Annotated in this window: 24 protein-coding genes; 12 read left to right on the top strand and 12 right to left on the bottom strand. The window is 62.7% G+C overall.

Annotation, left to right across the window (positions count from 1 at the left end):
• The first annotated feature begins 2 nt into the window (after positions 1–2).
• The 6 genes from selB to hypA all read left to right on the top strand — a co-directional run bounded on the left by selB (position 3) and on the right by hypA (position 7,108).
• A complete protein-coding gene (selB, locus tag AACQ43_RS11080; protein ID WP_168967282.1) occupies positions 3–1,898 on the top strand; it encodes a selenocysteine-specific translation elongation factor in 1,896 nt (631 codons plus the stop codon).
• Entirely contained in the window at positions 1,895–4,333 is a 2,439-nt protein-coding gene (gene hypF, locus AACQ43_RS11075) for a carbamoyltransferase HypF (protein WP_168967281.1), read from the top strand. The genes selB and hypF overlap by 4 nt, the downstream gene beginning before the upstream one ends.
• 5 nt (positions 4,334–4,338) lie before the next feature.
• Positions 4,339–4,590 carry a HypC/HybG/HupF family hydrogenase formation chaperone gene (locus tag AACQ43_RS11070; RefSeq protein ID WP_168967280.1) on the top strand — a complete coding sequence of 84 codons (252 nt, stop codon included), beginning with the start codon at positions 4,339–4,341 and terminating at the stop codon, positions 4,588–4,590.
• Positions 4,584–5,696 carry a hydrogenase formation protein HypD gene (gene hypD, locus AACQ43_RS11065; protein WP_168967279.1) on the top strand — a complete coding sequence of 371 codons (1,113 nt, stop codon included), beginning with the start codon at positions 4,584–4,586 and terminating at the stop codon, positions 5,694–5,696. Before AACQ43_RS11070 ends, hypD begins: the two co-directional genes overlap by 7 nt.
• Positions 5,693–6,697 (top strand): hydrogenase expression/formation protein HypE, encoded by a 1,005-nt coding sequence (gene hypE, locus AACQ43_RS11060; protein ID WP_168967278.1) that lies wholly within the window; start codon positions 5,693–5,695, stop codon positions 6,695–6,697. The genes hypD and hypE overlap by 4 nt, the downstream gene beginning before the upstream one ends.
• Positions 6,698–6,766: 69 nt before the next feature.
• On the top strand, positions 6,767–7,108 hold the full coding sequence (gene hypA / locus AACQ43_RS11055; RefSeq protein WP_168967277.1) for a hydrogenase maturation nickel metallochaperone HypA: 342 nt from the start codon (positions 6,767–6,769) through the stop codon (positions 7,106–7,108).
• On the opposite strand, the gene AACQ43_RS11050 is transcribed toward hypA, so the two are convergent.
• A complete protein-coding gene (locus AACQ43_RS11050; protein ID WP_339354056.1) occupies positions 7,086–7,460 on the bottom strand; it encodes a hypothetical protein in 375 nt (124 codons plus the stop codon). The genes hypA and AACQ43_RS11050 overlap by 23 nt on opposite strands.
• Here AACQ43_RS11050 and hypB point away from each other — a divergent pair.
• Positions 7,347–8,219 (top strand): hydrogenase nickel incorporation protein HypB, encoded by an 873-nt coding sequence (hypB, locus tag AACQ43_RS11045; protein WP_339354062.1) that lies wholly within the window; start codon positions 7,347–7,349, stop codon positions 8,217–8,219. The genes AACQ43_RS11050 and hypB overlap by 114 nt on opposite strands.
• 298 nt (positions 8,220–8,517) lie before the next feature.
• Here the strand turns inward: hypB and AACQ43_RS11040 are convergent, their stop codons facing one another.
• The 11 genes from AACQ43_RS11040 to hybO form a co-directional block, all read right to left on the bottom strand.
• Positions 8,518–9,159, bottom strand: a complete 642-nt coding sequence (locus AACQ43_RS11040; protein ID WP_168967275.1) for an ATP-binding cassette domain-containing protein — start codon at positions 9,157–9,159, stop codon at positions 8,518–8,520.
• The gene (locus AACQ43_RS11035) at positions 9,159–9,947 is read right to left on the bottom strand and encodes an ATP-binding cassette domain-containing protein (RefSeq protein WP_168967274.1); all 789 of its coding nucleotides are present in this window, start codon (positions 9,945–9,947) and stop codon (positions 9,159–9,161) included. The genes AACQ43_RS11040 and AACQ43_RS11035 overlap by 1 nt, the downstream gene beginning before the upstream one ends.
• Positions 9,941–10,756, bottom strand: a complete 816-nt coding sequence (locus tag AACQ43_RS11030; RefSeq protein WP_168967273.1) for an ABC transporter permease — start codon at positions 10,754–10,756, stop codon at positions 9,941–9,943. The genes AACQ43_RS11035 and AACQ43_RS11030 overlap by 7 nt, the downstream gene beginning before the upstream one ends.
• Positions 10,746–11,750 carry an ABC transporter permease gene (locus AACQ43_RS11025; protein WP_445206789.1) on the bottom strand — a complete coding sequence of 335 codons (1,005 nt, stop codon included), beginning with the start codon at positions 11,748–11,750 and terminating at the stop codon, positions 10,746–10,748. Before AACQ43_RS11025 ends, AACQ43_RS11030 begins: the two co-directional genes overlap by 11 nt.
• Positions 11,735–13,384 (bottom strand): ABC transporter substrate-binding protein, encoded by a 1,650-nt coding sequence (locus tag AACQ43_RS11020; RefSeq protein ID WP_168967271.1) that lies wholly within the window; start codon positions 13,382–13,384, stop codon positions 11,735–11,737. The genes AACQ43_RS11025 and AACQ43_RS11020 overlap by 16 nt, the downstream gene beginning before the upstream one ends.
• Before the next feature lie 106 nt (positions 13,385–13,490).
• Positions 13,491–14,045, bottom strand: coding sequence for a hydrogenase-2 assembly chaperone (gene hybE, locus AACQ43_RS11015; RefSeq protein ID WP_168967270.1), 555 nt, complete (start codon positions 14,043–14,045; stop codon positions 13,491–13,493).
• On the bottom strand, positions 14,027–14,557 hold the full coding sequence (locus AACQ43_RS11010; protein ID WP_168967269.1) for a HyaD/HybD family hydrogenase maturation endopeptidase: 531 nt from the start codon (positions 14,555–14,557) through the stop codon (positions 14,027–14,029). Before AACQ43_RS11010 ends, hybE begins: the two co-directional genes overlap by 19 nt.
• Positions 14,557–16,260 (bottom strand): hydrogenase 2 large subunit, encoded by a 1,704-nt coding sequence (gene hybC, locus AACQ43_RS11005; RefSeq protein ID WP_168967268.1) that lies wholly within the window; start codon positions 16,258–16,260, stop codon positions 14,557–14,559. The genes AACQ43_RS11010 and hybC overlap by 1 nt, the downstream gene beginning before the upstream one ends.
• Positions 16,257–17,444: a Ni/Fe-hydrogenase cytochrome b subunit gene (gene hybB / locus AACQ43_RS11000; protein WP_168967267.1), complete on the bottom strand. Its 1,188-nt coding sequence runs from the start codon at positions 17,442–17,444 to the stop codon at positions 16,257–16,259. Before hybB ends, hybC begins: the two co-directional genes overlap by 4 nt.
• Complete coding sequence (gene hybA / locus AACQ43_RS10995) at positions 17,437–18,462, bottom strand: hydrogenase 2 operon protein HybA (protein WP_010674402.1); 1,026 nt, start codon at positions 18,460–18,462, stop codon at positions 17,437–17,439. The genes hybB and hybA overlap by 8 nt, the downstream gene beginning before the upstream one ends.
• 2 nt (positions 18,463–18,464) lie before the next feature.
• Positions 18,465–19,598 (bottom strand): hydrogenase 2 small subunit, encoded by a 1,134-nt coding sequence (gene hybO / locus AACQ43_RS10990; RefSeq protein ID WP_011706350.1) that lies wholly within the window; start codon positions 19,596–19,598, stop codon positions 18,465–18,467.
• A gap of 731 nt (positions 19,599–20,329) precedes the next feature.
• Between hybO and AACQ43_RS10985 the strand changes: the two genes are divergently transcribed.
• From AACQ43_RS10985 to AACQ43_RS10965, 5 genes are read left to right on the top strand one after another with little or no spacing between them, the layout of a single operon-like run.
• Complete coding sequence (locus AACQ43_RS10985; RefSeq protein WP_168967266.1) at positions 20,330–20,698, top strand: response regulator; 369 nt, start codon at positions 20,330–20,332, stop codon at positions 20,696–20,698.
• Positions 20,695–21,015, top strand: a complete 321-nt coding sequence (locus tag AACQ43_RS10980) for an STAS domain-containing protein (RefSeq protein ID WP_168967265.1) — start codon at positions 20,695–20,697, stop codon at positions 21,013–21,015. The genes AACQ43_RS10985 and AACQ43_RS10980 overlap by 4 nt, the downstream gene beginning before the upstream one ends.
• Positions 21,002–23,158, top strand: coding sequence for a chemotaxis protein CheA (locus AACQ43_RS10975; RefSeq protein ID WP_168967264.1), 2,157 nt, complete (start codon positions 21,002–21,004; stop codon positions 23,156–23,158). The genes AACQ43_RS10980 and AACQ43_RS10975 overlap by 14 nt, the downstream gene beginning before the upstream one ends.
• 43 nt (positions 23,159–23,201) lie before the next feature.
• Positions 23,202–24,878, top strand: a complete 1,677-nt coding sequence (locus AACQ43_RS10970; RefSeq protein WP_168967263.1) for a methyl-accepting chemotaxis protein — start codon at positions 23,202–23,204, stop codon at positions 24,876–24,878.
• A gap of 9 nt (positions 24,879–24,887) precedes the next feature.
• The gene (locus AACQ43_RS10965; RefSeq protein ID WP_011706355.1) at positions 24,888–25,415 is read left to right on the top strand and encodes a chemotaxis protein CheW; all 528 of its coding nucleotides are present in this window, start codon (positions 24,888–24,890) and stop codon (positions 25,413–25,415) included.
• The last annotated feature ends 2 nt before the right edge of the window (positions 25,416–25,417 follow it).

The following is a 25,417-nucleotide window of genomic DNA, read 5'->3' as shown; positions in this document are numbered from 1 at the left end:
CCATGACCCCCTATCGCGCCGTTATCGGTCTTGCCGGCCACGTGGATCACGGCAAGACCTTGCTTATCAAGGCCCTCACCGGGATCACCACTGCCCGTGCCCACGAGCAGGCCATCGGCATGACCCAGGATCTCGGCTTTGCCCACTTCGACGGCGGTCAGGGCAACACCATAGGCGTCATCGACGTGCCCGGCCACGAGCGCTATATCCGCAATATGGTGGCGGGGCTCTGGAGTCTGGATCTGGTGCTGCTGGTGATTGCCGCCGACGAGGGGTGGATGCCGATGACCGGCGATCACCTGCGCCTGCTCAAGGCGATGGGGGTGCCGCGTCTCTTGGTCTGCATCAACAAGTGCGATCTGGTCAGCCCCGACGAGCTTTTGCTGTTGGAAGAGAGCCTGCTGGAGCGGGTGATGGACGAGAGCGGCATGGTGCCCGATATCGTCAGCGTCAGCGCCAAAACCGGCGCCAATATGGCTGCCCTGCACACCGCCATCGTGCGCCAGCTGGCCGATCTGCCAGCCTCACACGCTGCCCGCGAGCAGAGCGCCCCGCGACTGTATGTGGACAGGGTCTTTACCGCCAACGGCACCGGCACCGTGCTTACCGGCACCTTGCAACAGGGCCGCCTCAAGGTGGGAGACAAGCTGCGCCTCTACCCCGCAGATCGGGAGGTGCAGGTGCGCTCCCTGCAGTCCTATCACCAGAGCGTCGACGAGATCGGCGCCGTCTGCCGGGTAGCGGTGGGCCTTAAAAAAGTGCCCCACAAGGAAGTGGCCCGCGGTCACTGCCTCACCAGCGCGGCGGGCCAGTGCGAGGCGGCAACCCACCTTATCGTGCGACTCAACGCCGAGAGCCTGAGCGGCAAGGCGCTGCGCCCCTCTCTGCACAACAAGGAGGTCGAGGTGGCCCTCGGCAGCTGGCATGGCCGAGCCCGTTTCGTGCCCATCAAGGATACCCGGCTGGCGCGGCTGATCTTTACCAGCCCCATCCCCTGCTTCTTTGGCCAGCCGCTTGCCATCATTCGCCACGGCAGCAGCGAACTGCTGCACGGCGCCCGCATCGTCTGGTGCGGCGACATCCATCCCGCCAGACGCAAGGCGCTGCACGCCCTGCTGGGTGAGCTGCCTGATGACTTGGAGCGCTACAACCCTGCAGCCTTGCAGCTGGGGCTCAATGGCTATGTGCTGGCCAGCCGCTTTGACCAGCGGCCAGAGCAGGTCACCCCCCTCGGTGAGTGGCTGCTGGATAACTGCTGGCTGGCCCAAAGCCGCGACCAGCTGCTCGCCACGCTGGCCAGCGAACCGCTTAGCGCCGCCGAGCTGGCAACCCGCTTTGGCATCGCCCTGCCGGTCATTCAGGCCCTGCTCCAACAGCTCAAGAGCGAGCAGCTTGTTCGCCTGCACCATGACAAGTGGCAGCAGGGCAGCGGCGAGTCGGAAGATGATTTGGGGGAAGAGGCGCAGCTGGTGCTCAAGGTGGTGCGAGATCAAGGCAAGGAGGGGTACGAGCCCGGTAAACTGGGCCCCGGCGGCGTGGAGCTGGACCCCTTTATCACCCGCAAGCTGCCCGCGGCCCTGCAGCAGGGCCTGCTGCAAAAAGGCGCGTTGCAAAAGCAGCTGCGCAATCTGGCGCGACTCAAGTATCTGGTGCAGCTCGATGGCCCCATCTACTACGACGCCGAGCTTTACAACCAGATGGTCGCCGCCGTGCTGGCGGGCCAGCAGGTGGGAGATCTGATCGACATGGCATCCCTCAAGGAGATCACCGGCTTGTCGCGCAAATACGCCATTCCGTTCTGCCTGCGCATGGAGATGGATGGCTGGGTGCGGCGCGAGGAGAACGAGCGCCGGGTGCTGCGTTTGCCAGCCACTCAAGATGAGATGGAGCCGGCATGAGCGCCACCATCGCCCCCTCTGGCTCTTCCAATCCTGTGGCCAACCGGCTGCGCCGCGAATTTCATATCGACGGCATAGTGCAGGGGGTGGGCTTTCGCCCCTTCGTCTATGGACTGGCGCTGCGCCACGGCCTTGCCGGCTATGTGTTGAACGATGCCAACGGCGTCACCATTGGCGCCGAAGGATCGCCCGAGCAGCTCGCCAGCTTTGCCCGCGAACTGCGGGAACTGGCGCCGCCGCTGAGCCGCATCGATCATTTCAGCGAGCGGGAGCTGCCCTTCGCTCATGATCCCGACTTCGATGGCCAATTTCATGGCCAGTTTCGAATTAAAGCGAGCCAGCAGCAGAGTCCAGCCACGGTCGCCATCTCGCCGGATCAGGGGATGTGCGAGGCGTGCGCCCGGGACGTGGCCAATCCCAACGATCGCCACCACAACTACCCCTTTACCAACTGCACCCACTGCGGCCCCCGCTACACCATCATCCGCCGCCTCCCCTACGACAGACCCCATACCGCCATGGCAGGCTTTGCCATGTGCCCGCGCTGCGCTGCGGCCTATGAAAACCCGCTGGACAGACGCTACCACGCCCAGCCGGTGAGCTGCCCCGAGTGTGGGCCCCATCTCAGCTGGCGAAATGGCCGCGGCAATGCGCTGGTCGAGCGCGAAGAGGCGCTGCACGCCGCCTCCCGCGCCCTGCAAGCGGGGGCGCTGATTGCGGTCAAGGGGATGGGGGGTTATCACCTGATGTGTGATGCCCGCAATGAACAGAGTGTGGCCAGATTGCGAACGCTCAAGCGGCGCGCGCGCAAGCCGCTGGCGGTGATGATGGGCTCCCTTGCCGAGGCCAAATTGCATGTCACCGGCTGCGAAGACGAGTGGCAGCTGCTCGCCTCTCAGGCCAGACCCATCACCTTGCTGCGCAAACGCAAAAACGATGATCGGCACTCAGAATCCCAACATAGCGCGGCGCCGCTGGCCGAGGGGATCGCCCCCGGCATCCCCTACCTTGGCATCATGCTCCCCTATACCCCGCTCCATCAGTTGCTGCTGGATGCCTGCGCCATGCCGCTGGTGGCCACCAGCGCCAATGGTCGCGGCAGCCCGATCCTTATCGAGTGCGAGGCGGTGGTCAGGGAACTCGGCAGCGAGATTGACGGCATCCTGGATCACAACCGCCCCATCCTGCACCCCTGCGACGACAGTCTGGTGCAGTGGGCAGGCGGACGACGCCAGACGTTGCGCCTCGCCCGGGGCTATGCTCCCTGCACTCCCAGCCTGCAAGAGGCGGTCAGGGTGCCGCTCTTGGCGGTCGGGGCGCAGCAGAAGAACCAGCTGGCGCTAGCCTTCGGCCGCCAGCGCATCTACAGCCCCTATATCGGCGATCTGCACAGCCTGCCGATGCAGGAGCACTTCGAGCAGACCCTGGCGACCTTTCGCGAACTCTACGATCTCAACCCCGAACTGCTGGTCTCGGATCGCCACCCGGGCTATCTCAGCCATCAGTGGGCCAAAAGCTATTGCCAAGATCAGGGTGCAACCCACCTCGAGGTGCAGCACCATCACGCCCACCTGCTGGGGGTGATGGCCGAGCACGACATCACTGGCCCGGTGCTGGGGGTTGCCTTCGATGGCACCGGCCTTGGCGATGACGGCACCCTCTGGGGCGGCGAGCTGCTGATCGCAGACGTTCAGGGCTTCGAGCGCGTTGCCCACCTTGCCCCCTTCAAGCTGATCGGCGGCGAAGCGGCCATTCGCGAGCCGGTGCGCCAGCTGCTGGGGCTGCTGTTTGAATCGCACACTCCTGAGCAGATCAGTGCCCTCGATATTCCGCTGATCAACAAACTGCCCCTTAAGCGGATCAGCAACCTGCACCAGCTCTGGCAGCTGGGTCGCAACACCCCCTACACCAGTTCCATCGGTCGGCTGTTCGATGCGGTGGCGGCGCTCTTGGGAGTGATCGACACCCCCGATTACGAGGGCGAAGCGGGGCTATTGCTGGAGGCAGCCGCCTTGCAGCTGACTCCCGATGAACAGCCCTTCCCCCTCGCCTTTGATCTCAGCCAATCAGCAGAGGGGCCACTGCAGATCGAGTGGGCCGAGCTGATCCATACCCTTGTCAGCGAGCAGCGCCAAGGCACCTCCACCGCCAGTCTGGCCGCCGGTTTTATCCGCGCCATCAGCAATCTGGTCATCGCCCTGGCCGAGCGCTTCCCCGGCTATCCGGTGGCGCTCGGGGGCGGTGTCTTTCAAAACCGGGTGCTGATGGACCAGCTGGTGCCCACTCTCGAAGCGGCCGGTCGGCAGGTATTGACCAGCGAAACCCTGCCGCTCAATGACGGTGGCATCGCCGCCGGTCAGCTCTGGTTTGCCATCCACCATCTTGCCACGCACCAGCCTGTCACAACCGGTTGTGCCACCTTGTCGGAGTCCTGAAATTCATGTGTCTATCCATCCCTTCTCAGGTGGTGCAACTGCACCCCGAAGATAACTGCGTCACCGTCGACACCCTGGGAGTACAGCGGCGCGTCAGCTGCATGCTGCTCGAAGAGCCCCTCCAGGTGGGCGATTATGTGCTGCTCCACATTGGCTTTGTGATGAGCAAGATTGACGAAGAGGAGGCGCAGGCCAGCCTCAAGAGCTTCCGCCAGATGGTGGCCCTGATGCCCAAACAGGATATCTTGCCATGCTGACCCTCAATGATCTCTTTCAGGGCTTTCGTCAGCCCGAGGTGATCCGCGCCCTCGCCGCCCAAATTAATGAACTGGCCAAAGATCTGCCCGAGCCGCTGCGGGTGATGGAGGTGTGCGGTGGCCATACCCACACCATCATGAAATACGGCCTGCACCAGTTGCTGCCGGCCAGCATCGAGTTTGTCCACGGTCCCGGCTGCCCGGTCTGCATCATGCCCAAAGAGCGCATCGATCAGGCCATCGAGCTCACCCGCCAACCGAACGTCATTCTGGTCACCCTGGGGGACATGATCCGGGTGCCGGGCTCCAGGGGCACGCTGGCCCAGCAGCGCGCCAAAGGGAGCGATATCCGTCCGGTCTATGACCCCCTCGATGCCCTGCGTATCGCCCGTGAGAACCCTGAGAAAACCGTGGTCTTCTTCGCCATCGGTTTCGAGACCTCTACCCCGATGACAGCAGCGCTGCTGGCTGCCGCTGAAGAACAAGAGGTCGAGAATCTGCTGTTTCATATCAACCATGTGCTGGTGCCGCCCGCCATTCATGCGGTGATGGCCAACGGGGTGGCCAAGGTGAACGCCTTTATCGGCCCCTCCCACGTCAGCGTCATCACCGGCGCCGATATCTACCTGCCCATCGTCGATCGTTATCAGGTGCCGGTGGTGGTGAGTGGCTTCGAACCGGTGGATGTGATGGAGGCGCTCTTGATGATGGTGCGCCAGAAGGTGGAGGGTCGCTTCGCGCTGGAGGTGCAGTACAGCCGCGCCGTCACCGCCAGCGGCAATAAAGCCGCCCAGCGGCTGGTTGAGCGCTTTTTCGAAACCCGCGAGCACTTTCGCTGGCGGGGTCTCGGGGATATCAACGCCTCCGCCCTGCGCCTGCGCGATGCCTTTGCCAAACGCGATGCGGAGCGCCACTTTCAACTCAATCAGACTCCCATCGATGACCACAAGGCGTGCCAGTGCGCCGATATCCTGCGCGGCCTGGCCAAACCGAACCAGTGCAAAGTCTTTGGCCGGGGCTGCACCCCGACCCAGCCCATGGGCAGCTGCATGGTCAGCTCCGAAGGGGCCTGCAATGCCTACTATCGATATATGGGGATCCAATGAGAGAAATTCAGTTAAGCCACGGCGGCGGCGGTGTAGAAATGAACCAGCTGATCAACCAGCTCTTCTTTCGCCACTTTGGCAACGAGATCCTGCTGCGCGGTGAAGATGCCGCCCTGCTGCCGGTAAGCGGCCCCGTCGCCTTTACCACCGACAGCTTTACCGTCTCGCCGCTCTTCTTCGAGGGGGGTGATATCGGCAAGCTGGCCATCGCCGGTACGGTCAACGATCTCGCCATGATGGGGGCCAAGCCCGAGTATCTGAGCGCCAGCTTTATCATCGAGGAGGGGTTCCCCTACGCCGATCTTGCCCGCATCGTCGAGTCGATGGCGGCTGAGCTTGCCAACAGCGGTGCCCGCATCGTCTGCGGCGACACCAAGGTGGTGCCCAAGGGGGCGGCCGACAAGATCTTTATCAACACCAGTGGGGTCGGCACCTTCCCGCGGCCTGAGCAGAGCCGGGGCATCTCGGTGCGCAACCTCAAAGCCGGTGACGCCATTCTGGTGTCACGGGATATCGGCAGCCACGGCGCCTGCATCCTGATGGCCCGTGACGCCCTGCAACTGGGATCTGATCTCAAGAGCGACTGCACCACCCTCTGGCCGCAGGTAGAAGCGCTGCTAAAAGCTGGCATTACCCCTCACGCCCTGCGCGACGCCACCCGCGGTGGCCTTGCCGCCGTGCTCAACGAGTGGAGCAGCGCCTCCCAGGTGGCCATCGAACTGGAGGAGTCCGCCATTCCGGTGTGCGATCCGGTGCGTGGCCTGTGCGAGCTCTACGGTTTCGAGCCCCATGATCTCGCCAACGAGGGAACCATGGTGCTGGCCCTGCCTGCCGAACAGGCACAGGACGCGCTGGGCATCTTGCGGCAATTCAACCCCACTGCCAGCCAGATCGGCGTGGTGCAGGCAAGCGATCGTCACAAGGTGATCCTGAGCAACCCCTGGGGTAGCCGCCGTTATCTGGAGCTGCCGCAAGGGGAGCTGCTGCCGCGGATCTGTTGAGCAGCCATGCCGTTCGGTCAATTACAGGGAGGAGTCACTGCTCCTCCCCATATCGGTTAAGGAGTCACCATGCACGAAATGTCTCTGGCCATGGCTGCCATCGATCTGGCCGCCGAGCAGGCCACCCAGCGGGGGTTTACCAGGGTGACCGCCCTCTGGCTCGAGGTCGGCAGCTTCTCCTGCGTCGACCCGGACACCATTGCCTTCTGTTTCGAGGCTGCCGCCAAGGGCACCGCCGTCGAAGGGGCCCAGCTTCACTTTCAGCACCAGGCGGCAGAGGCCTGGTGTTACGACTGCAGCAAGACGGTCACCCTCACCGCGCGCGGGCAGGCCTGTCCCGGGTGTGGTGGATACAAATTACGAGTCGCGCAGGGTGATAGCCTGCGCATCACCGACATCGAGGTAAGTTGATATGTGTAGCGTATGCGGATGCGGCCAGGCGCGGATCGCCGGCCATGAGCACGATCATGAGCATCATCACGAACATGAACATCACCATGAACATGGTCATGAGCACGACCATCATCATGCTCATGACGCCCATCACCATCATGACCACGAGCAGAGCGCGCCGCACACCCTGATCATTCACCACCACTATCACCATCAGGGGGATGTCCATCACCACTACCACGGGGTGCGAGCGCCCATAAGCCACGAGGGGCATGATCACCCCCATGAGCACCACCATGATCACCCCCACGACCATCATCATGAGCATGCCCAATCTCATGACCACGGCCATTCCCACGCGCATCCCCATGATCACAGCCATGACCATGACCATGACCATGACCATGACCATGACCATGACCATCAGCAGGGTGACCTGCACTATGGCAAAGGGGAAGCAGGATTGTCGGTCCCCGGCATGGGGCAGCGCCAGTTGATCGCCATCGAGATGGATGTGCTGGCCAAGAACAACGCACTGGCCGCCCACAACCGCGAACACTTCGACGAAGCGGCCCAGCTGGTACTCAATCTGGTGTCGAGCCCGGGTTCAGGCAAGACCACCCTGCTGTGCGAAACCTTGCGCCAACTGGCCGACAAACGCCCCTGCGCGGTGATCGAAGGGGATCAGCAGACCAGCGCCGATGCGGATCGCATTCGCGCCACCGGCGTCCCTGCGGTGCAGATCAACACCGGCAAGGGCTGTCATCTGGACGCCAAAATGGTCCACGACGCCTGCCACCAGCTGCCCGCCAATGAAGGGGGCATCCTCTTTATCGAGAACGTGGGCAATCTGGTCTGCCCCGCCAGCTTCGATCTCGGCGAGAAGTACAAGGTGGCGATCCTCTCCGTCACCGAGGGGGAAGAGAAGCCGCTGAAATACCCGGACATGTTTGCCGCCGCCCAGCTGATGGTGATCAACAAGATTGATCTGCTGCCCTACGTCAGCTTTGACGTGGCACGCTGCATCGAGAACGCCAAACGGGTCAACCCCTATATCCAGGTGATCCAGATCAGCGCCACCACAGGCGAAGGGATGGATGCCTGGCTGAACTGGCTGGCTACGGCCTGAACCAGAACCGGTTAAATGCCGTTACCAACGGCGGATAACAAGAGAGGGAGGCTGATGCCTCCCTCTCTTTTATCTGCGAACCTTGTCGGCCATGCTATCTGTTCGGAGTCGCCAGCGTCCTCTCACCCTGACCCTCTCCCCAGGGAGAGGGGACCGGTTCGTGGATAGTGGCAATAAGTTCGAAGTACGCGCACTGCGAGCATAACAACCAGCTTGTGCCCCCAAGCTTGGGGAGAGTCACCGTCTGCCCCCTTCTCCCCTTGCGGGAGAAGGGCTGGGGATGAGGGGGAACTAACCCTCAGGCCGCATTTTCAGCCAATACACCAGTCACGGGCTGCATCTCCCCAAAGCGCAGCACCCGATGACAGATCTGACGCAGCAGTGCCTGCTGGTGACTGAAGACAAGCATGCCAAGACCACGCTGCTCGCACTCAACCATCAACTCCCGCCAGAGTTGACGCTGAATTTGCGGATCCAGCTGGGCGGTCACCTCATCGGCAATCAGCAGACGGGTGCGGGGATCGAGGGCACGCAGCAATGCGATGCGGGCCAACTCGCCGCCGGAGAGTTGACCGGGCTTGCGACTGAGCCACGCAGGCTTGACCATAAAGCGGGCCAGCATGGCGTCATCGGGGTGCCATACATCCCACAGCGCCTGCCCGGTGGTGCGATAGGGATTGAAGGTGAGCTCCGGGTGCTGGGGCACCAGCTGGATGGGATTGTAGCCTTTCACCTGCTTAGGCAAAGGCTGCCCATCCAGCAGCATTTCCCCGCTTCCTCGAACTGGTTGCCAACCGGCCAATACCCGCCCCAGCGTGGTCTTGCCATGGCCGCTCGGGGCAGAGATACCGAGCCGCTCGCCCGCTTTCACCGTCAGCGATAACCCCTGCCAGAGAGGGCGCTCCCCCTGGTCGATGGTGAGATTTCGTAGTTCCAACATCAGGAAACCTCCGGCATAGAGAAGAGTGCATTGAACTCAGGCAGCGCCTGCCAGTGGGCACGGAGCATCTCGCTCCCCTGCCCCTGACGCAGATGGTGGCTGCTCAAGGTGTCGCTCACCTGCCCCTGATGCAGCGCCACGATGCGATCGGCAAAGCGGGCTGCCAGCGCCAGATCGTGGGTCACCCAGAGGATACCGCTGCCCTGATTGGCCAATTCACGCAACTGGCAGAGCAGCAGACAGGCCAGCCCCTCGTCGAGCCATGCGGTGATCTCGTCTGCCAGAATGTAGCGGGCACCGCCGAGCGCCGCAGTGCAGGCCAGAATGCGCTTGGCCATGCCGCCGGAGAGCTGGCGCGGGAATCTGTCCAGGGTGGTGGCGGGCAGCTGGTAGCGCAGCAACTGCTCGCCGAGCCGCTCGCGAGAACCGCTCTGGCCGCAGAGGCGTGCCGCACGTCCCAGCTGACGCTCCACCGTCAGCAACGGATTGAGGGCGCTTACCCCCTGTGGCACATAGCAGAGGGTGTGGCCGCGCAAACGGGCCCGGCTGGCATCACACAGGGGCACGCCATCGAGGGAGATGCTGCCGCGCATCCGCAGGTTGTCCGGCAGCAATGTCAGAGCGCTTTGCAGCAACAGGCTCTTGCCCTCGCCGCTCCCCCCCACCAGCGCCACTATCTCCCCCGGCGCCAGTTGCAGGCTGATATCGGTCAGCAATGGCTGCCAGCTGCGCCGCCCCAGCCAAGAGTAGTGGGCTGCCTCTATGGTCACCTGGTCAAAACTCAGCATGGTTCACTCCTGTGCCACAGCAACTGTTGCAAGGCGCGGGTAGCCTGATCAAACAGCAACACCAGCAGCAGCAACATCAGCCCCGGGAAGAGGGCCAGCCACCAGCCGCCACCGGCAAGATAACGCAACGCATCGGCCAGCAGTAGACCCAACGAGGCCTCGTGGGCCGCCAGCCCAAAGCCGAGAAAGCTCAAGGCCGCGCTGTGCAGCACCGCATGGGGAAACATCAGCAAGGTGCCGATAAACCACTGGGGCAACAGCCCCGGCAGCAGGTGGGTACGCCAGCGACGCAGCGCTCCCATCCCCTGACAGCGGGCCAGCACTACGTAGTCGCTGCAGGCGATCCGCCGCGCTTCTGCGCAAAGGATCAGCGCCAACTTGGGCCAGTGGGTGAGCGCCACCGCCAGGATCACCCCGCGCATACCCCCCCCCACGGTAAAGCAGATAAGGATCAGCAGCAGCATATGGGGCAGCGCCAGCATGGCGTCGATCACCATTCGCACCGCCGCATCGCATCTGGGGTGAATGAGCGATACGCTTGCCGCCACCATGGCCAGCAGGCCACTGCAGAGAGCCGTGCTGATGCCGAGTTCCAGACTGGTGAGGGTGCCCTGAAAGGCCCGCAACCAGAGATCCCGCCCCATCTGATCGGTGCCGAACCAGTGGGCCAGCGAGGGAGGCTGCTGGCGCGCCAGTAGATCCATCGGCACATCCTGATGAGAGAGGCTCCAGCCGTAAGCAGCCAGCAGCGCCAATCCGAGCAGGGCAAAAACCAGCCGCAGTATGGAGGGAAACGGATTAAACAGCATGCTCACCCTCCCAACCCCGATTGATGCGGGCCAGCAGCAAACTGGCCACCGTGTTGCCAATAAAGACCAGCAGGGTGCAGAACAGCACTATGCCCATCAGCAAGGGGATATCGCCCCGCAGCCCCGCATCCACAGTGGCCTGGCCGAGCCCCGGGTAGGAGAAGACCTTCTCGGCCAAGAGCGATCCGCCAATCAGCTCGCCAAGGGAGGCAAACTGCAGGCAGAGCGCCGGGGTCAGGGCGTGGCGCAGCACATGAAAACGCAGCATGGGCCAGCCGCCATCTCCCTGAGCGCGGGCGTAGCGGATAAAGTCGCTCTCCAGCACCTCGGCCACCCGCCCCCGGGTATGCAGGGCAATATTGCCCAGTCCGAGCAGGGCGAGCGTGGTGACCGGCAGCAGCAGATGGCGCGCTCGCAATGCCCAATCTGCTTCCTCGGCAGCGAGCCCCGGCGTCCAGGCGCAGCAGACCGGCAACAGCGGCCAGTGCACCGCAAACAGGGCGAGCAGCAAGAGGCCGACCCAGAAGGTGGGCAGGGAGGCGAGCAGATAGGCAAACCGGCAAATCAGGCGATCGGGCCAGCGATTGAGATAGCGACCGGCACAGAGGCCAAGCAGAATGCCGAAAAAGCCGGAGAGCAGCCAGGCACCCGCCAGCAGCAGGAAGGAGGCAGCAAAGCGCTGGCCTATGACTTCACCTACAGGCGCGTTGTAGAGCATGGAGTAACCGAGATCCCCCTGCAGCACCTGGGTAAACCAGTGCCAGTAGCGCAGCCAGAGCGGTTGATCCAGCCCCCAGCGGGCGGCAATGCGGGCGTACTGCTCCGGCGGCACATGGAGCAGGTCGTTGCCGATATAGGCCTTGATGGGGTCGATGGGGGAGTAGCTCAGCAGCACAAAGGTGGCGACCGAGACCAGACAAAGCAGCCCTGCCAGACGCAGCAGGGCTTTTAGAGTGGCAGTCATCATAGTGGACGAACTTAACGGCACGTCCACCGCCAATCCTGCAGGTTGTTGAGCAGTGACCAGCTACCGTGGATTTCCGGCGCCCCCTTGCCAAGATCGATGCAACGGTTGGCGAGATAAGTGTGCTGCACATTGAGCAGCCAGGCCCAGGCGGCATCTCCCTGCACTCCGGCGCCGGTCTTGCCATCCCACTCCACCTGCTGCCAGAACGGCACGGCCGCCTGCCAGTTCGGGGCATCCAGCGCCTGCTTGAGGTGGCCATCCACCACAGGGTTGCTGTAGTAGCCCGGGTTGTAGAACTCCACGCCACCGGAGCCGCTCTGGTAGTGGTGATAGAGCTCCATGGGATCCAGACTCCCCCACCCCATCAGCACCGGATTGGCGTGCATCTCCCGCTCCACCTGCTCCCAGCTGCCGGACTTGAGGCTCACCTCAAGGCCAATGGGTTTGAGCATGGCCCGCACCGCTTCCGCCAAATCCCGGCGGGTGCTATCACCGCTGGTGTACCAGAGGGTAAAGGCTGCGCGCAGGTCGCCCTTGTAGCGAATGCCGTCACTGCCCATCTTCCAGCCCGCTTCGTCGAGCAGGGCGTTGGCGTGGGCGGCATCCCCGTCCTTGAAGGCGGTGGCTTTGTTCAGCCAGGGCAAGCCTTCTACCGCGCTGTAGGCGGGGATGGCGTGCCCCTCCAGCAGCTGGTCGGCCAGCAGCTTGCGGTCGATGGCGTAGTTGATGGCGCGGCGCACCGCCACATCCGAGGTCACGTCGTTGCCGATGGGATAACCCTTGGCATCTTTTTTACCCTCTTCGCCACGCTTGCTCGCTGCAGGAATGGGGAAGACGATGCCGCGGTTCTCGACACTCGGCCGCACCCACAGCTTGAGGGAGGCAGGCACGGTAGGCGCCAGTGACGGGGCGATGCGCACCAGGTCGAGCTGGCTGCTCTGGGCGGCGGCATAGGCGCTCTCTTCATCAATAAAGACAAACACCAGCCGCTTGAAGTCATTGATGCCGCCGGCGTAATGGGGGTTCGCCTCTACCACCAGCTGTTGACCGGGCAGGAAGCTCACCAACCGGTAAGGGCCGGCACCGACCGGATGGCGGGCGTAAGCCTTGGGATCGTAATCCCGCTTCGACACTATCCCCAAAGATCCCAGCACGTTGACGAAGGTGCTCTGGGGAGCACTTAAAGATATGGCAACTTCGGTAGGCGAGAGCACCTTGGCCGAGACAAAGTTGCCCATGTCGATCTTGCCGCCGCCCTGGGCTGCGCTGTTGTAGGTAAAGGCGACGTCTTCGGCGGTGAGCGGCGCGCCGTTGGAGAATGTCAGATCCGGCTTGAGGCGGATAAGCCACCCCTTGCCATCCTGGTTCGGAGTCACCGATTGGGTGAGCACGTTTTGCCAGCTGAGATCGGCGTTTTGCTTGAGCAGCGGACTGTGCAGCAGCAGGTAGCTGCCGTGACTCCAGCCAAGCAAAGGGTCAAACCCTTCGGTGGGTTCGGCGCCGATGGCGAGCTTGAGTTCGGCGGGGACGGGCTGGGCAGCCTGCGCCATGGAAGAGAAACCGCCCGAGAGCAGGGCCAGCAAGGCGGCCGCAGTGACAGAGAGGCCTTTACGGTGGCCGGCGTTGCTGCCTGAGTGGCAGCCAAAGCATTGAATGGTCATAAGATCCCTTATTCGTTTTACCACTCACTATCGAAAAACAGGGGCACGACAGAAGCGAGTGAGGGGCCAAAACGGCCCCTATTCTAAACCTGATTGCAGATGAGACCTAGCGCTGGGTGTCGCCAACAGGGTCGCCACGCCGGCCGCTGAACAGGCGGCGCCGGCTCAAGTTCACGCCGCCCTCCCCCTGCTGCACCGGAAGCGAAAGCAGCATCTTGAGGGTACTGCTCACCAGCGCACGCCCCTCGTCGGCCCCCAGATGCGGGTCGATGGGGGACATGAGCGAGCAGGCCAGCAACTGCCCCGTCTCGGGCAATGCCCCCACCATAAAGGTCAGGTTGCCGCAGGGGAGCTGCAGGGCGAGCCGATCGCTGTTGCTACGCACCGGCCACAGCTGATCCGGCCCCGGCAGCACCACCACGCTCAGCATCCAGGGGGTGAGCACGCAGCCGAGCCACTGACCTTCAAACACCACGCACTCCGCAACGATTGGCATGTCCGGGTGATAGAAGGGCAGCGCCTGCATCTCTTCGCGAGCGATCCGCTCGTACTGGGCTACCAGCAGAGGCGCGGGATTGCTGGCAAAGCCGGCAAACTCCTGCGCTGTCTCCGGTACTATCTCCAGCACTCTCTCAGCCTCGCTTAAATTGGACTGCGCCATAGGCCCTCCCGTGCTTGTTCAGCTTTCTCCTGCTCAGAGAGCGGAATGGCGGGCGCGCCAACGGCGGCCAGCAGGGTCAAAATCCGATCCGTCGCCTCCACCATGGCAGCCGCCACCACAGGGGTGAGGCCGATGCGGGGCTCGAGGGATTCGGGCTCGACGCCGATCAGAGTGAGCCGCCTGGGGGATTCCCCCGTCATGTGCAGCGCCGAGAGCACGTCCGCCAGCCCCAGCTGGTGAGGGGAGATCTTGCGGCCAAACAGGGTCGGGATCTCCTCATCCTTCAGGGTCACCACGGTGCCCGGCGGATTGCCGCTGCGCACCGCATCCACCAGAATGATGTGATCGCGACTGGCCATCGCTTCGAGCAACTCCATGCCGGCGGTGCCGCCATCGAGCAGCTCGATACCGGGGGCGAAACGGTATTCGCGCCCCAGCCCCTCAACGATGCGCACGCCGACGGCCTCGTCACTCAAGAGCAGGTTGCCCACACCCAGGATCAAGGTGTTCATCACAGCACCTTCACCTGAGTCGTTTCGCCATTTTGGGTATCCACCACATGCACTGCGCAGGACATGCAGGGGTCGAACGAGTGAACGGTGCGCACCACTTCCAGTGGCTTGGCGGGATCCGCCACCGGGGTGCCCACCAGCGCCTGCTCGTAGGGGCCAGGTTCGTCGTTGAAGTTGCGCGGGCCCGAGTTCCAGGTCGATGGCACCACCGCCTGATAGTTCTCGATCTTGCCGCCCTTGATGACTACCCAGTGGGAGAGCATACCGCGCGGCGCCTCTTCAAAGCCCACCCCGCGAAACTCCTTGTCCGCCGGAATCTCGGTCTTGATGTAGGCGCTGAAATCCCCCTTGCCGATGTTGTCCACCAGCGCCTTCCACTGATGGGACAGGGTGTCTTTGAGCACACAGCAGCGTACCGCCCGGCCGATGATGCGGCCCAGGGTGGAGTGCAGCTGTTCGGTCTTGATCGCTGAACCGGTGAGCGTCTTGTAGAGACCGTTCAGCTGATCGAAATGCGCCACCGTCTCCGGGTGCTTGGCGGCCAGCTTCACCAGCAAGTCGGCAAGCGGCCCCACCTCCACCACCTTGCCGTAGAAGGTGGGAGATTTGACCCAGGAGTACTTGCCGTCATCCTGCCAGCCGGTGTAGTTCGGCTCGGTCTTGCCCTCCCAGGGCTTGAGGGGGGCGTCATCCTTGTACCAGGCGTGCTTGTTGCTCTCGGCAATGCCATCCATCAGCCACGCATCCTGATGGCTCTCGATGGGGCGATAACCAGCCAGATCGCCGTTCTCGATGTAGCCACCGGGCATCAGGAAGCTGCCGCCGTCACCGTCGGTGGGCAGCTCAGGCACGCTCAGGTAGTGCTTGGCCCCTTGCCCCAGGTTCAGCCACTCGGGGTAGTGGGCAGCTATGATGGCGGCATCCACCTTGTAGACCTGCTCGATGAACTCGCCGAGCCGGTCGATAAAGCTCTTTACGTAGAGCAGCCGCTCGAGGTTGAGCACGCTCGGTGCATCCAGGTTGATGGGGTTGGCCACCCCGCCCACCGCCAGATTCTGAATGTGGGGGGTCTTGCCGCCCAAAATGGCGACGATGCGGTTGGCATCGCGCTGGCACTCCAGCGCCTGCAGATAGTGAGCCACGGCGATGAGGTTCACCTCCGGGCTCAGCTTCATCGCCTTGTGGCCCCAGTAGCCGTTGGCGAAGATGCCGAGCTGGCCGCTCGCCACCAGGGCGCGGATCTTCTCCTGCACCTTGGTCAGCTCGTCGACGCTGTTGAGGGACCAAGTCGATACCCCCTTGAGCATGTCCGCCGCTTTTTGCGGATTGGCCTCAAGGGCCGCGGTGATGTCCACCCAGTCCAGCGCGGAGAGCTGATAGAAGTGGACGATGTGATCGTGGATGTTATGGGCCGCGATGATGAGGTTGCGGATAAACTGGGCATTGACCGGCACCTTGGCGCCGATGGCGTTCTCCACCGCCCGCACCGAGGCGATGGCGTGAATGGAGGTGCACACCCCGCAGATGCGCTGCACTATCATCCAGGCATCGCGCGGGTCGTTGCCCTTGACGATCTCCTCCATCCCGCGCCACATGGTGCCGGACGACCAGGCCTTAGTGACGACGCCGCCTTCGATTTCACAGTCGATACGCAGGTGACCCTCGATGCGGGTGATGGGGTCTATGGTGATACGTTGGCTCATACGTTGGCTTTCCCTCGGGCCTGATAATCTTGGTGAACACGTTCAAGTGATGGCAGTACCGGCAGCAGCCGGATCAGCAGCAAATAGGCACACACCTCGATGGCGACGAAGCCCAAGGAGATCAGCACTTCCGCCGCGGAGGGGAAGTAGTGGTAGCCATTGCCGGGGTTGAAGGCGAGCAGGGAGTAGTCCAGTCGCCAGAGGGCGGCGCCCAGCAGCATGCTGAGGGCCCCCAGGAACAACATGCGCGAGTCCCGGCGGCTCTTGTCCCAGTGGAACACCAGCAGCGGGAAGATCATCAGCGCGATCTCGCTCCAGAACATCAAGGCGTAGCGATTCCACTCGGAGAGATACTCCGACTTGTCGTTGATGACGATCTCGGCAAAGCGCAGCGCCACGAACAGGATCAGGAAGATGTCGATCACCTGGGTCAGCTTGTAAAACAGCGACTTCTCGTTGGGGCCGCGCCCCGCCAGCCCCGCCTGCACCAGGGAGCCTTCAAACACTACGATGGAGAAGCCCATGATGAAGGCGGTCAGAAGCGAAAAGACCGGCAGCAGCTCATAGCTTTGCCAGAGCGGATGGATCTTCTCCCCCGCCACAATCATCAACGAGCCCATCGAGGATTGGTGCATGGTGGGCAGCAGTGCCCCCAGCGCCAGAATGAAGAACATGATCTTGTTGAGACGCACCATGGAGGTTTTCCAGCCGAACTTCTCCAGCAGCACGGGGGCAAACTCCAGCGCCATCACCCCGATGTAGATAGTCATGCAGACCGCCGTCTCGAACAGCACCGAGGAGGTGTTGAAGAAACCCGGAATGTAGAAGTAGGGCAGGTTCCAGTAACGGCCGACGTCGATGGTGATGGAGAGGCCCCCCAGCGAGTAGCCAAACAGACTCGCCAGCAGGGCCGGCCTTACCAGGGGGTGATACTCGCCCCGGTTGAAGACGTAGACCGCCCAGGCCAACGCCCAGCCGCCGCAGGCGAAACCGGTGCCGATCAGCAGATCGAACGAGATCCAGAGCCCCCAGGGATAACCCCCGTTGAGATCGGTGACCGAGCCCAGCCCGAAGATGAGGCGTTTGAGGATCAGCATGCCGCACAGGATGACGAACGGCGCCAGCACCATGACCGGCCAGCTGACCAGCCTGCCCCCCAGCGGATGTGCCTTGTGATTACTCATGATCCTTGCCTCCCGATTGCTTGTCATGGCCCGCGTGCGAGTCATGATCGTCGCCATCCTGATGGTCCTTGGTGTTGCGGCGAATGAGCACCGAGAGCCCGGTCAGCACCACCAGCGGCAGCACCATTCCCTTGTAGAGGGTGTGCTGGATGTGCTCGGAGCGCGCCCCGGAGGAGAGCTCCGGCAAGTCAGGCATGTCGAGCTTGGTATAGGGCACCCCGGCCAGCACCAGCACCTGGGTACCGCCCCCCTCCTTCTCGCCATAGACGTAAGGCTGGTAGTTGGGCACCTCATGCAGGTAGGGATCGTTGGCGCTGAAAGTCTGGCGCGGGTAGGCATATTCGCTGCCCGGGGTGGCCAGCAGCCGGCGCTTGGCCTCGGCCATCAGCGCCTCGCGGGTGCCGAAGATGACGGCGCCGGTGGGGCACACCTCGACACAGCCGGGCAATTTGCCCTGATCGATGCGCTCAAGCCCCTTCTGGTTGCAGAGCTCGCACTTGTGGATCGCCCCGAACGGGTTGTCGTAGTCATATTTGGGCACGTCGAACGGGCAGCCCACCATGCAGTAGCGGCAGCCGGTGCAGACGTCCGGGTCGTAATGAACGATGCCGGTCTTGGGATCCTTGGTCAGCGCCTGCACCGGGCAGACGGAGACGCAGTTGGGATCGACGCAGTGCATGCACTGCTTCTTGATGTAGGCATAGCCATCCACCAGCTGATCCTTGTGCTCACCCGCGCCGCTCTTCCACACCTGAATGATGTTGTTGGTGTAGGGGCTCAGCTTGTCGTTGTTGGACCAGGTCGCTTCCCCGGCCGGATTGGCAGGGTTGCCGTTGAGGCGCTGACACTCCGCCACACAGGCCTGGCAGCCGATGCAGAGGGTAGAGTCGTAGAGCATGCCGAGTGCGCCGGGAATGGGCGGCTTGTTCTCGGCCGCCGCCAGGGCAGTGCCGGAGACGGTGGTGCCCGCCGCCAGCGCACCGACGGAGGCGAATTTGAGGAAATTGCGTCTGTTCACGGTCACTCCTCCCGTGAGGTGTGCTGCCCGGCTTCATGGCGCTTCTGCTGGCGACCGAGCTCGCGCACCGTCATCAGACTCACCCCGACCAGCACCCCGAGCGCCCCACCGATAAGGCCGGTGGCGGTGGGCGACATGTGCCCCCCCTCCTGAATGGCCACGTCGGGCTTGTTCACCCGCGGGGTGGGATTCTCCACCTTGGCGAGCTGGAAGATCCCCTTGCTGAAACCTACCCCCTGCTCGTTGCAGCCGTAGCAGGGATGGCCGATGCCCACCGGCCAGATGCCGCCGCCCACGTCGCAGAACTCCAGGGTCGAGCAGTTGCCGTAGGTCTCCGGCCCCTTGCAGCCCAGGTGATAGAGGCACCAGCCCTGACGGTGGCCCTCGTCACCAAACTCCTTGGCGAAACGGCCGGCGTCGAAGTGCGGGCGACGCTCACAGTTTTCGTGGATGAGCCGTTCATAGGCAAACAGCGGCCGCTTCTTGGCATCGAGCGCCGGCAGCTTGCCGTATGTGATGTAGTAGGCGACCGTGGTGAGGAAGTTGTGGGGATTGGGCGGGCAGCCCGGGATATTGATAATCGGCGTGCCGAGGTTGCCGAGGGCCTCCTCCAGGCTGACGGCACCGGTCGGGTTGCCGCCGCTGGCGGGCACCCCGCCCCAGGCGGCGCAGGAGCCGATGGCGATGACGGCAGCCGCATCGGCAGCCGCGCGGCGAATATGGTCGACGATGGGTTCCCCCGCCACCATGCAGTAGATGCCGCCATCTTTAAGCGGGATGGAGCCGTCCACCACCAGCACATACTTGCCCTTGTAGCGTTCGATGGCATTGTGCTTGTTCTCTTCGGCCTGATGGCCGAAGGCCGCCGAGAGCACCTCGTGGTACTCCAGCGAAATGGTGTTGAGGATCAGGTTCTCGATGGTGGGGTGGGTGGCGCGCAACAGCGATTCGGTGCAACCGGTACACTCCTGCGCCCCTATCCAGATCACCGGTGGCCGCTCGGGGCTGGTGAGCGCGGTGGCCATCTTGGCCACGGCATGCTGGCTTAATCCAAGGGTTGCGGCCATCCCGGCGCACAATTTCATAAAGTCACGGCGATTAATTCCATGAGCCGATAAAAAAGTATCCTCGACCATTCTTTTTATTCCCGTAGTGAGCACTTGTTTGATAAATGCTTAATAGCGGAAATGCTAAGTACTCCCCCCCTGCCCCGCGTTGATCTCCATCAAGTGACGGAACATTATTCAAATAGAAAACTCATCAGCATGGATTTAAAAATTTCATATGTAGCATAGACTTAGAAAGCATATCGCCAACCGCGGAAATACCCACTAGGGGGTAATTTTGTGTGTTAATGAATTTAATTCATTTAAATTACCCGTTAATTCGTGATGTTAAATAATCAGAATGAAAGCGTTGTCACACTATTTGACCCGGTCTTTATGTTACCAGCAATAGGCTATTTTACCTCGCCGAAAGTGGCTGATAATATATACCTTTATATTTGTATGATTATATGTAAACAAGTGAAATGGACGCGCGAACGATATTTATTATCAGCTTCTAAAATAAGCTTACCTGTCTATTTCAAGAAATATCCCCCTTACTTGATTAATTAACTGTCATCAACAGGGTATCTGCATTTCCCCCCTATTCCCCCTCTTGCAACATGTGACCCACCCCCTCCTTCCCGGCCCGGCTGCACCACCTGGCCCGTACAACTGGCGCCATTTGTCTCCATTAGTCAGTGATGACATAAAAATCTCTCCAACATCAAGCTGTTGAACAACAATTATCACTGAGCCCTGAATGGGCTCTGCCCTTGGCGCTAATGGCAAGGAACCCATGAAGTCGATGAGGATGACCGATGAGCAAAACCATACTGGTGGTGGATGATTCCGTGGGGATCAGGGCGGCCATCACCATGACGCTCAGCAGCGCCGGTTTTGAGGTGATTGAGGCCGGCGACGGCGAAGCCGCCCTCATCGAACTGGAGCAGCGGCGGGTACACCTCATCATCTCCGATCTCAACATGCCCGGCATGGATGGCATGGCCCTGCTAAGACGGGTCAAGGCCCAGCAGAGTACCCGCTACCTCCCCTTCATCATGCTGACCACCGAAGACTCCGAGCAGATCAAGCGGGAAGGATTCGAGGCCGGCGCCCGGATCTGGCTCACCAAGCCGTTCGAACCGCTCAAGCTGCTGGACGATGTCTGCAAGGTGGTGCAGCCATGAGCCTGGCGATCGACACCCGGCAAACGCCGGTGACCGCCACCCTGAGCGGCGAGCTCAGCGTCATCACGCTGGGGGATCTGCAGGATGATCTGTTCGGCCTGCTCAATTTCTCCGTGCTGACGCTGGATCTCACCCCGCTGGAGATGCTCGATGGCTGCGGTGCCCAGCTCATCGCCATCCTGCAGCAGGAGGCCGGTCAGCAGGGCAAGCAGCTGCGACTCGAGGCCGCTGAAGGCAGCCAGGCCCGCCATGTCTTGAGCCTGATGGGGTTGTGGCCAACCGACCATGGGGAGGGCCGTGTGGATGGACATCAATAAGGCCCGCGCCCTGTTCTTCGAGGAGGCCTACGAGCAGTGCGACAATCTGGAACACGCCCTGCTGGATCGCGACACCTATCCGGCCCACCCCGACACCTACAACCTGATGTTTCGCACCGCCCACACCATCAAGGGCTCGGCCGGCATGCTGGGGCTGGCCATGCTGGTGCGCTTCGCCCACGCCATGGAGAACATGCTGGAGCGGCTGCGCAGCGGCGAGATCGCGCTGGACGAACACCTCATCAACCTGCTGCTGGCCTGCAACGATCAACTGCGCGACCTGCTGCAAGGGGCCGAACACAACCCCGAGCTGCAACAGACCGAGACCCAGCAGATCCTGGCCCTGCTCTCCCAACTGCAGGGGCACCAGACCCTGCCCAGCCAGCCGCTGACCATGCCGGCTCCCGCACCGGTCAATCAGACGGACCGGCGCGCCTGGCACCTCTCCCTACGCTTCTATCCCGCCCTTTATCAGGACGGCTTCGATCTGCTGGCCTTCATTCGCTACCTCGGCAACCTAGGGGAGATCCGCGTCATCCAGCCGGTCTGGCAGGAGTGGCCCCCGCTGCAACTGCTCGATGCCACCGAGTGTTTTCTCGGCTACGAGATTGGCCTGCTCAGCGCCGAACCGGCCGAGCGGATCCGGAGCACCTTTGATTTCGTTGCCCACGCCAGTCTCATCTGCCTGCTCAGCCCTCATCAGGATCTGGCGCAGTTTTCAGAACAGGGGCAACAGCTGGCGGCCTGGTGCAATGAGCCGCTCGCGGCCCAGCTGCAACGCTGGGTGCAGGCCGGCGCGCTGAGCGAAGAGGAAGCTGCCTGCATCGCGCGGGGCGAACTGACGCCCGGCGCGGCAAGCGTCGAACCGGCCCTGGCGCCCCCCATCCAGTCAGCCCCCGCGCAGCAGGAGGCCCCCCCACAGCAGACCAGACCCGTACCGCTGCGGGCGGAGGGGCACTACATCCGCATCGAGGCGGCCAAGCTCGATCGGCTGATCAATCGGGTCGGCGAGCTGGTGATTGCCACCTCGGCCACCACCCTGCAAGCGAGGATGGGAGGCGATGCGGATCTCATCGAATCAGTGGCCATCGTCAACACCCTGGTGGAAGGGATCCGCGATGATGCGCTCACCCTGCGCATGGTGCCCATCAACGAGATCTTCAACCGCTTCCCGCGACTGGTGCACGAACTGTCCCAGCAGACCGGCAAGGAGATCCAGCTGCAGATCCGCAACGCCGATACCGACATCGACAAGTCGATGGTCGAGAAGCTGACCGACCCCCTGATGCACCTAGTGCGCAACGCCGCCGATCATGGCCTCGAAGAGCAACAGGCTCGGCTCGCCGCCGGCAAGCCGGCGCAGGGAACCATCACCCTCAACGCCTATCACGACGCCGGCGCCGTGGTGGTGGAGGTCAGCGACGACGGCCGCGGCATCGACCGCGACAAGATCCTCGCCAAGGCCCATGGCCAGGGGCTGCTGCCGGAAGGCAAGGTCTTGGGTGAACAGGAGATCTTTCAACTGCTGTTTCTGCCCGGTTTCTCGACGGCCAGCGATGTCAGCGATCTCTCCGGGCGGGGGGTCGGGCTCGACGTGGTCAAGCGCAACCTGGAGTTTCTGCGCGGCGAAACCACCATCGACAGCCGGCTGGGGCTGGGCACCACCTTCAGGCTGAGACTGCCGCTCACCCTGGCCATCATCGACGGCTTTCGCATCGAGGTGGATCACGCCTCCCTGGTGATCCCCCTCGACATGATGGTCGAGTGTATCGATCTGCCGCCGGATGCCCTGCGTACCCCGGCCCGCCAAATCAACGTGCGTGGCGAGTGGGTGCCCTTCATCGTCCTGCGCGAGCTGTTTGCCCTGCCCCCTGCCGACGAACCCGAATTCGTGGTGATGGTGGACTATGCCGACCATCGCGCCGGCATCGTGGTGGATCGCCTGATTGGCGAGGTGCAGGCCGTCATCAAGCCGCTCGGCGAGCTGTTCAAGTCCCTGCGCTACGTAAGCGGCTCCACCATTCTTGGCAACGGCCAGCCAGCGCTCATCCTAGATGTCCCCCAGCTCATCCAGCTGGCCTGGCGGCGGGAACAACATGCGCTCCGGCAACAGGCCGATGCCCTCTACAGCCTCAGAGATTGACCACACACCTTAAGCACATCAACGGAATTGACGGAGTCAGACCATGGACTGGTTTCACAACTTGCAAGTCAGAACAAAGCTGGTGTTCTCGTTCTCCATCCTCATGGTGCTGCTGGTGGTGCTGTCGCTCACCAGCTACTACTCCACCAGGACCATGGTGCAGCTGGTCAGCAACATGCACGCCAACCAGCTGTTGCCGATCAAGGACATCGCCAACGCCAACATCTATGCGGTCTACCAGAACCGGGCTCTCTATCGCTACATCGGCGAGGTCGACCCGGATCTCAAGGCCCAGGCGTTGGTCAATGTCGACAAGTTCGAAAAGGGAATGTGGGATTTTCTGGCCAGCTACCGCAAAACCTACCTCACCCAGCGGGAGGTGGACCTGCTGGCCCGCTTCGATCAGGCTTGGGCCACTTACAAGCAGTACGCCAGCGAGATCCTGAAACTGGTTCAGACCCCGGGGCAGCAAGGAGAACCTGAGCGCAACGCCTTTCGGCTGATGGGGGACAAGGGGCGCCCGGCCTTCGACATCGCCGATGGACTGCTGAGCGATCTGGTCAAGATCAATGCCGAACTGGCATCCCAATCCATGGATGAGAGCCAGGCCATCTATCAGGACAACCTGCAGCTCCTCATCGCCATCGCCAGCGCCGCCTTTCTCATCTGCCTCATCCTGGCCCTGCTGGTGACCCGCAGCATATTGCGCCAGCTGGGGGGCGACCCTTCCTACACGGTGCAGGTGGTGGCCCGGGTCGCCGAGGGGGATCTCTCCACCCCGGTGCAGCTCAAGGCCGACGACACTTCGAGCCTGCTCTATGCAATCAAGAGCATGGCCCACCGCCTCTCCGACACCCTCAACGAGGTGGGCGCCATGTCGGAAGCCATCGGCTCCGCCTCCGAGCAGGTGGCCGCCACCGCCAATGCCCTCTCCCAGACCTCCTCCGAGCTCGCCTCCAGCGTCGAGCAGACCAGTGCCTCGGTCGAGGAGATGACCGCCACCGTCAGCCAGAATGCCGACAATGCCAAGGTGACCGAAAATATCTCCACCCGGGCGGCCAGCAGCGCCACCGAAAGCGGCAAGGCGGTCGGCGAGATGGTGCACGCCATGAAGGAGATAGCGTCGCGCATCACCGTCATCAACGACATCGCCAACAAGACCGACCTGCTGGCCATCAACGCCGCCATCGAGGCGGCCCGCGCCGGCGAGCACGGCAAGGGCTTTGCCACCGTCGCCGCCGAGGTGCGCAAACTGGCCGAACGCTCCCAGACCGCCGCCAAGGAGATTGGCGAGCTGGCCGGGCGCTCGGTCAGCGTCGCCGAGCAGGCTGGAGCCTTGCTGCGTGAAATGCTGCCCGGCATCGATCAGACCGCCACCCTGGTGCAGGAGATCGCCTCCGCCTCCCGCGAACAGCGGGCCAGCGTCTCCCAGATCAACATCGCCGTGACCCAGATAAGCGATGGCATGCAGGCCTCGGCCGCCTCGGCGGAAGAGCTCAGTTCCACCTCGGAAGAGCTGAGCTCCACCGCCCTGCAGTTGCAGGAGCTGATGCAGCAGTTCACCCTGCGCGGCGGCAACACCCGCCAGCTCTATACCCCGCACGGCGGCGCCCATGTTGTCCGACGCAGCAAGCCGAAGTCGGCATTCTCCCGCCCCTACCCCTTTCATGAAGAGGATCTGGAGCGAGAGATAGATGATGGCAAGTTCACCAACTACTAGGAGCCGGCGATGAGAGACAAGCTTGCCCCTGACACCAGCGCCCACTTTCACTGCGTCACCTTCATGCTGGGCGGCGAACTGTACGGCATCGACATCGGCTGCATCCGCGAGATCATCGAGTTCGAGGGAATGACCCCGGTGCCCATGATGCCGCGCTTCGTGCGGGGCATCATCAACCTGCGCGGCGCCGTGGTGCCGGTGATCGATCTCTCCATCCGTTTCGGCCGGGGACAGACCCTGCTGCAACCCACCACCTGCGTCGCCATCCTCTCCCTGCCCAACAGCACCGGCGAGGAGCAGGAGATCGGCATGCTGCTGGATGCGGTCTGCGAGGTGCTGGAGATCCGCAGCGACGCCATCGAACCGGCCCCCACCTTTGGCACTCACATCCGCGGTGACTTCATTCAGGGGGTGGTCACCATCGATCAGCAGTTTGCCATCCTGCTCGACATGCACAGAGCCCTCTCCATCGCCGAGCTGAGCGCCATGGCCGAGGCGGCCACCGAGCAGCAGTTCTCCCCGGAACAGGGCGGCTGACC

The sequence above is a fragment of the Aeromonas sp. DNRA1 genome (genome assembly GCF_963888745.1).
Taxonomy (GTDB): Bacteria; Pseudomonadota; Gammaproteobacteria; order Enterobacterales; family Aeromonadaceae; genus Aeromonas; species Aeromonas hydrophila.
This window is presented reverse-complemented; position numbering and strand designations above follow the sequence as displayed.

What these genes read in the sequence shown, in the direction of transcription:
- AACQ43_RS10975 (WP_168967264.1), top strand. Translation starts at nt 21,002, where the DNA reads ATGGACATCAATAAGGCCCGCGCCCTGTTCTTCGAGGAGGCCTACGAG.
- selB (WP_168967282.1), top strand. Translation starts at nt 3, where the DNA reads ATGACCCCCTATCGCGCCGTTATCGGTCTTGCCGGCCACGTGGATCAC.
- hypA (WP_168967277.1), top strand. Translation starts at nt 6,767, where the DNA reads ATGCACGAAATGTCTCTGGCCATGGCTGCCATCGATCTGGCCGCCGAG.
- AACQ43_RS11070 (WP_168967280.1), top strand. Translation starts at nt 4,339, where the DNA reads ATGTGTCTATCCATCCCTTCTCAGGTGGTGCAACTGCACCCCGAAGAT.
- AACQ43_RS11010 (WP_168967269.1), bottom strand. Translation starts at nt 14,557, where the DNA reads ATGAACACCTTGATCCTGGGTGTGGGCAACCTGCTCTTGAGTGACGAG.
- AACQ43_RS10965 (WP_011706355.1), top strand. Translation starts at nt 24,888, where the DNA reads ATGAGAGACAAGCTTGCCCCTGACACCAGCGCCCACTTTCACTGCGTC.
- AACQ43_RS11020 (WP_168967271.1), bottom strand. Translation starts at nt 13,384, where the DNA reads ATGACCATTCAATGCTTTGGCTGCCACTCAGGCAGCAACGCCGGCCAC.
- AACQ43_RS10980 (WP_168967265.1), top strand. Translation starts at nt 20,695, where the DNA reads ATGAGCCTGGCGATCGACACCCGGCAAACGCCGGTGACCGCCACCCTG.
- hybE (WP_168967270.1), bottom strand. Translation starts at nt 14,045, where the DNA reads ATGGCGCAGTCCAATTTAAGCGAGGCTGAGAGAGTGCTGGAGATAGTA.
- hybC (WP_168967268.1), bottom strand. Translation starts at nt 16,260, where the DNA reads ATGAGCCAACGTATCACCATAGACCCCATCACCCGCATCGAGGGTCAC.
- hypF (WP_168967281.1), top strand. Translation starts at nt 1,895, where the DNA reads ATGAGCGCCACCATCGCCCCCTCTGGCTCTTCCAATCCTGTGGCCAAC.
- AACQ43_RS11050 (WP_339354056.1), bottom strand. Translation starts at nt 7,460, where the DNA reads ATGGGGATGCGCGTGGGAATGGCCGTGGTCATGAGATTGGGCATGCTC.
- AACQ43_RS10970 (WP_168967263.1), top strand. Translation starts at nt 23,202, where the DNA reads ATGGACTGGTTTCACAACTTGCAAGTCAGAACAAAGCTGGTGTTCTCG.
- hypD (WP_168967279.1), top strand. Translation starts at nt 4,584, where the DNA reads ATGCTGACCCTCAATGATCTCTTTCAGGGCTTTCGTCAGCCCGAGGTG.
- hybB (WP_168967267.1), bottom strand. Translation starts at nt 17,444, where the DNA reads ATGAGTAATCACAAGGCACATCCGCTGGGGGGCAGGCTGGTCAGCTGG.
- hypE (WP_168967278.1), top strand. Translation starts at nt 5,693, where the DNA reads ATGAGAGAAATTCAGTTAAGCCACGGCGGCGGCGGTGTAGAAATGAAC.
- AACQ43_RS11030 (WP_168967273.1), bottom strand. Translation starts at nt 10,756, where the DNA reads ATGCTGTTTAATCCGTTTCCCTCCATACTGCGGCTGGTTTTTGCCCTG.
- hybO (WP_011706350.1), bottom strand. Translation starts at nt 19,598, where the DNA reads ATGGTCGAGGATACTTTTTTATCGGCTCATGGAATTAATCGCCGTGAC.
- AACQ43_RS11040 (WP_168967275.1), bottom strand. Translation starts at nt 9,159, where the DNA reads ATGTTGGAACTACGAAATCTCACCATCGACCAGGGGGAGCGCCCTCTC.
- AACQ43_RS10985 (WP_168967266.1), top strand. Translation starts at nt 20,330, where the DNA reads ATGAGCAAAACCATACTGGTGGTGGATGATTCCGTGGGGATCAGGGCG.
- AACQ43_RS11035 (WP_168967274.1), bottom strand. Translation starts at nt 9,947, where the DNA reads ATGCTGAGTTTTGACCAGGTGACCATAGAGGCAGCCCACTACTCTTGG.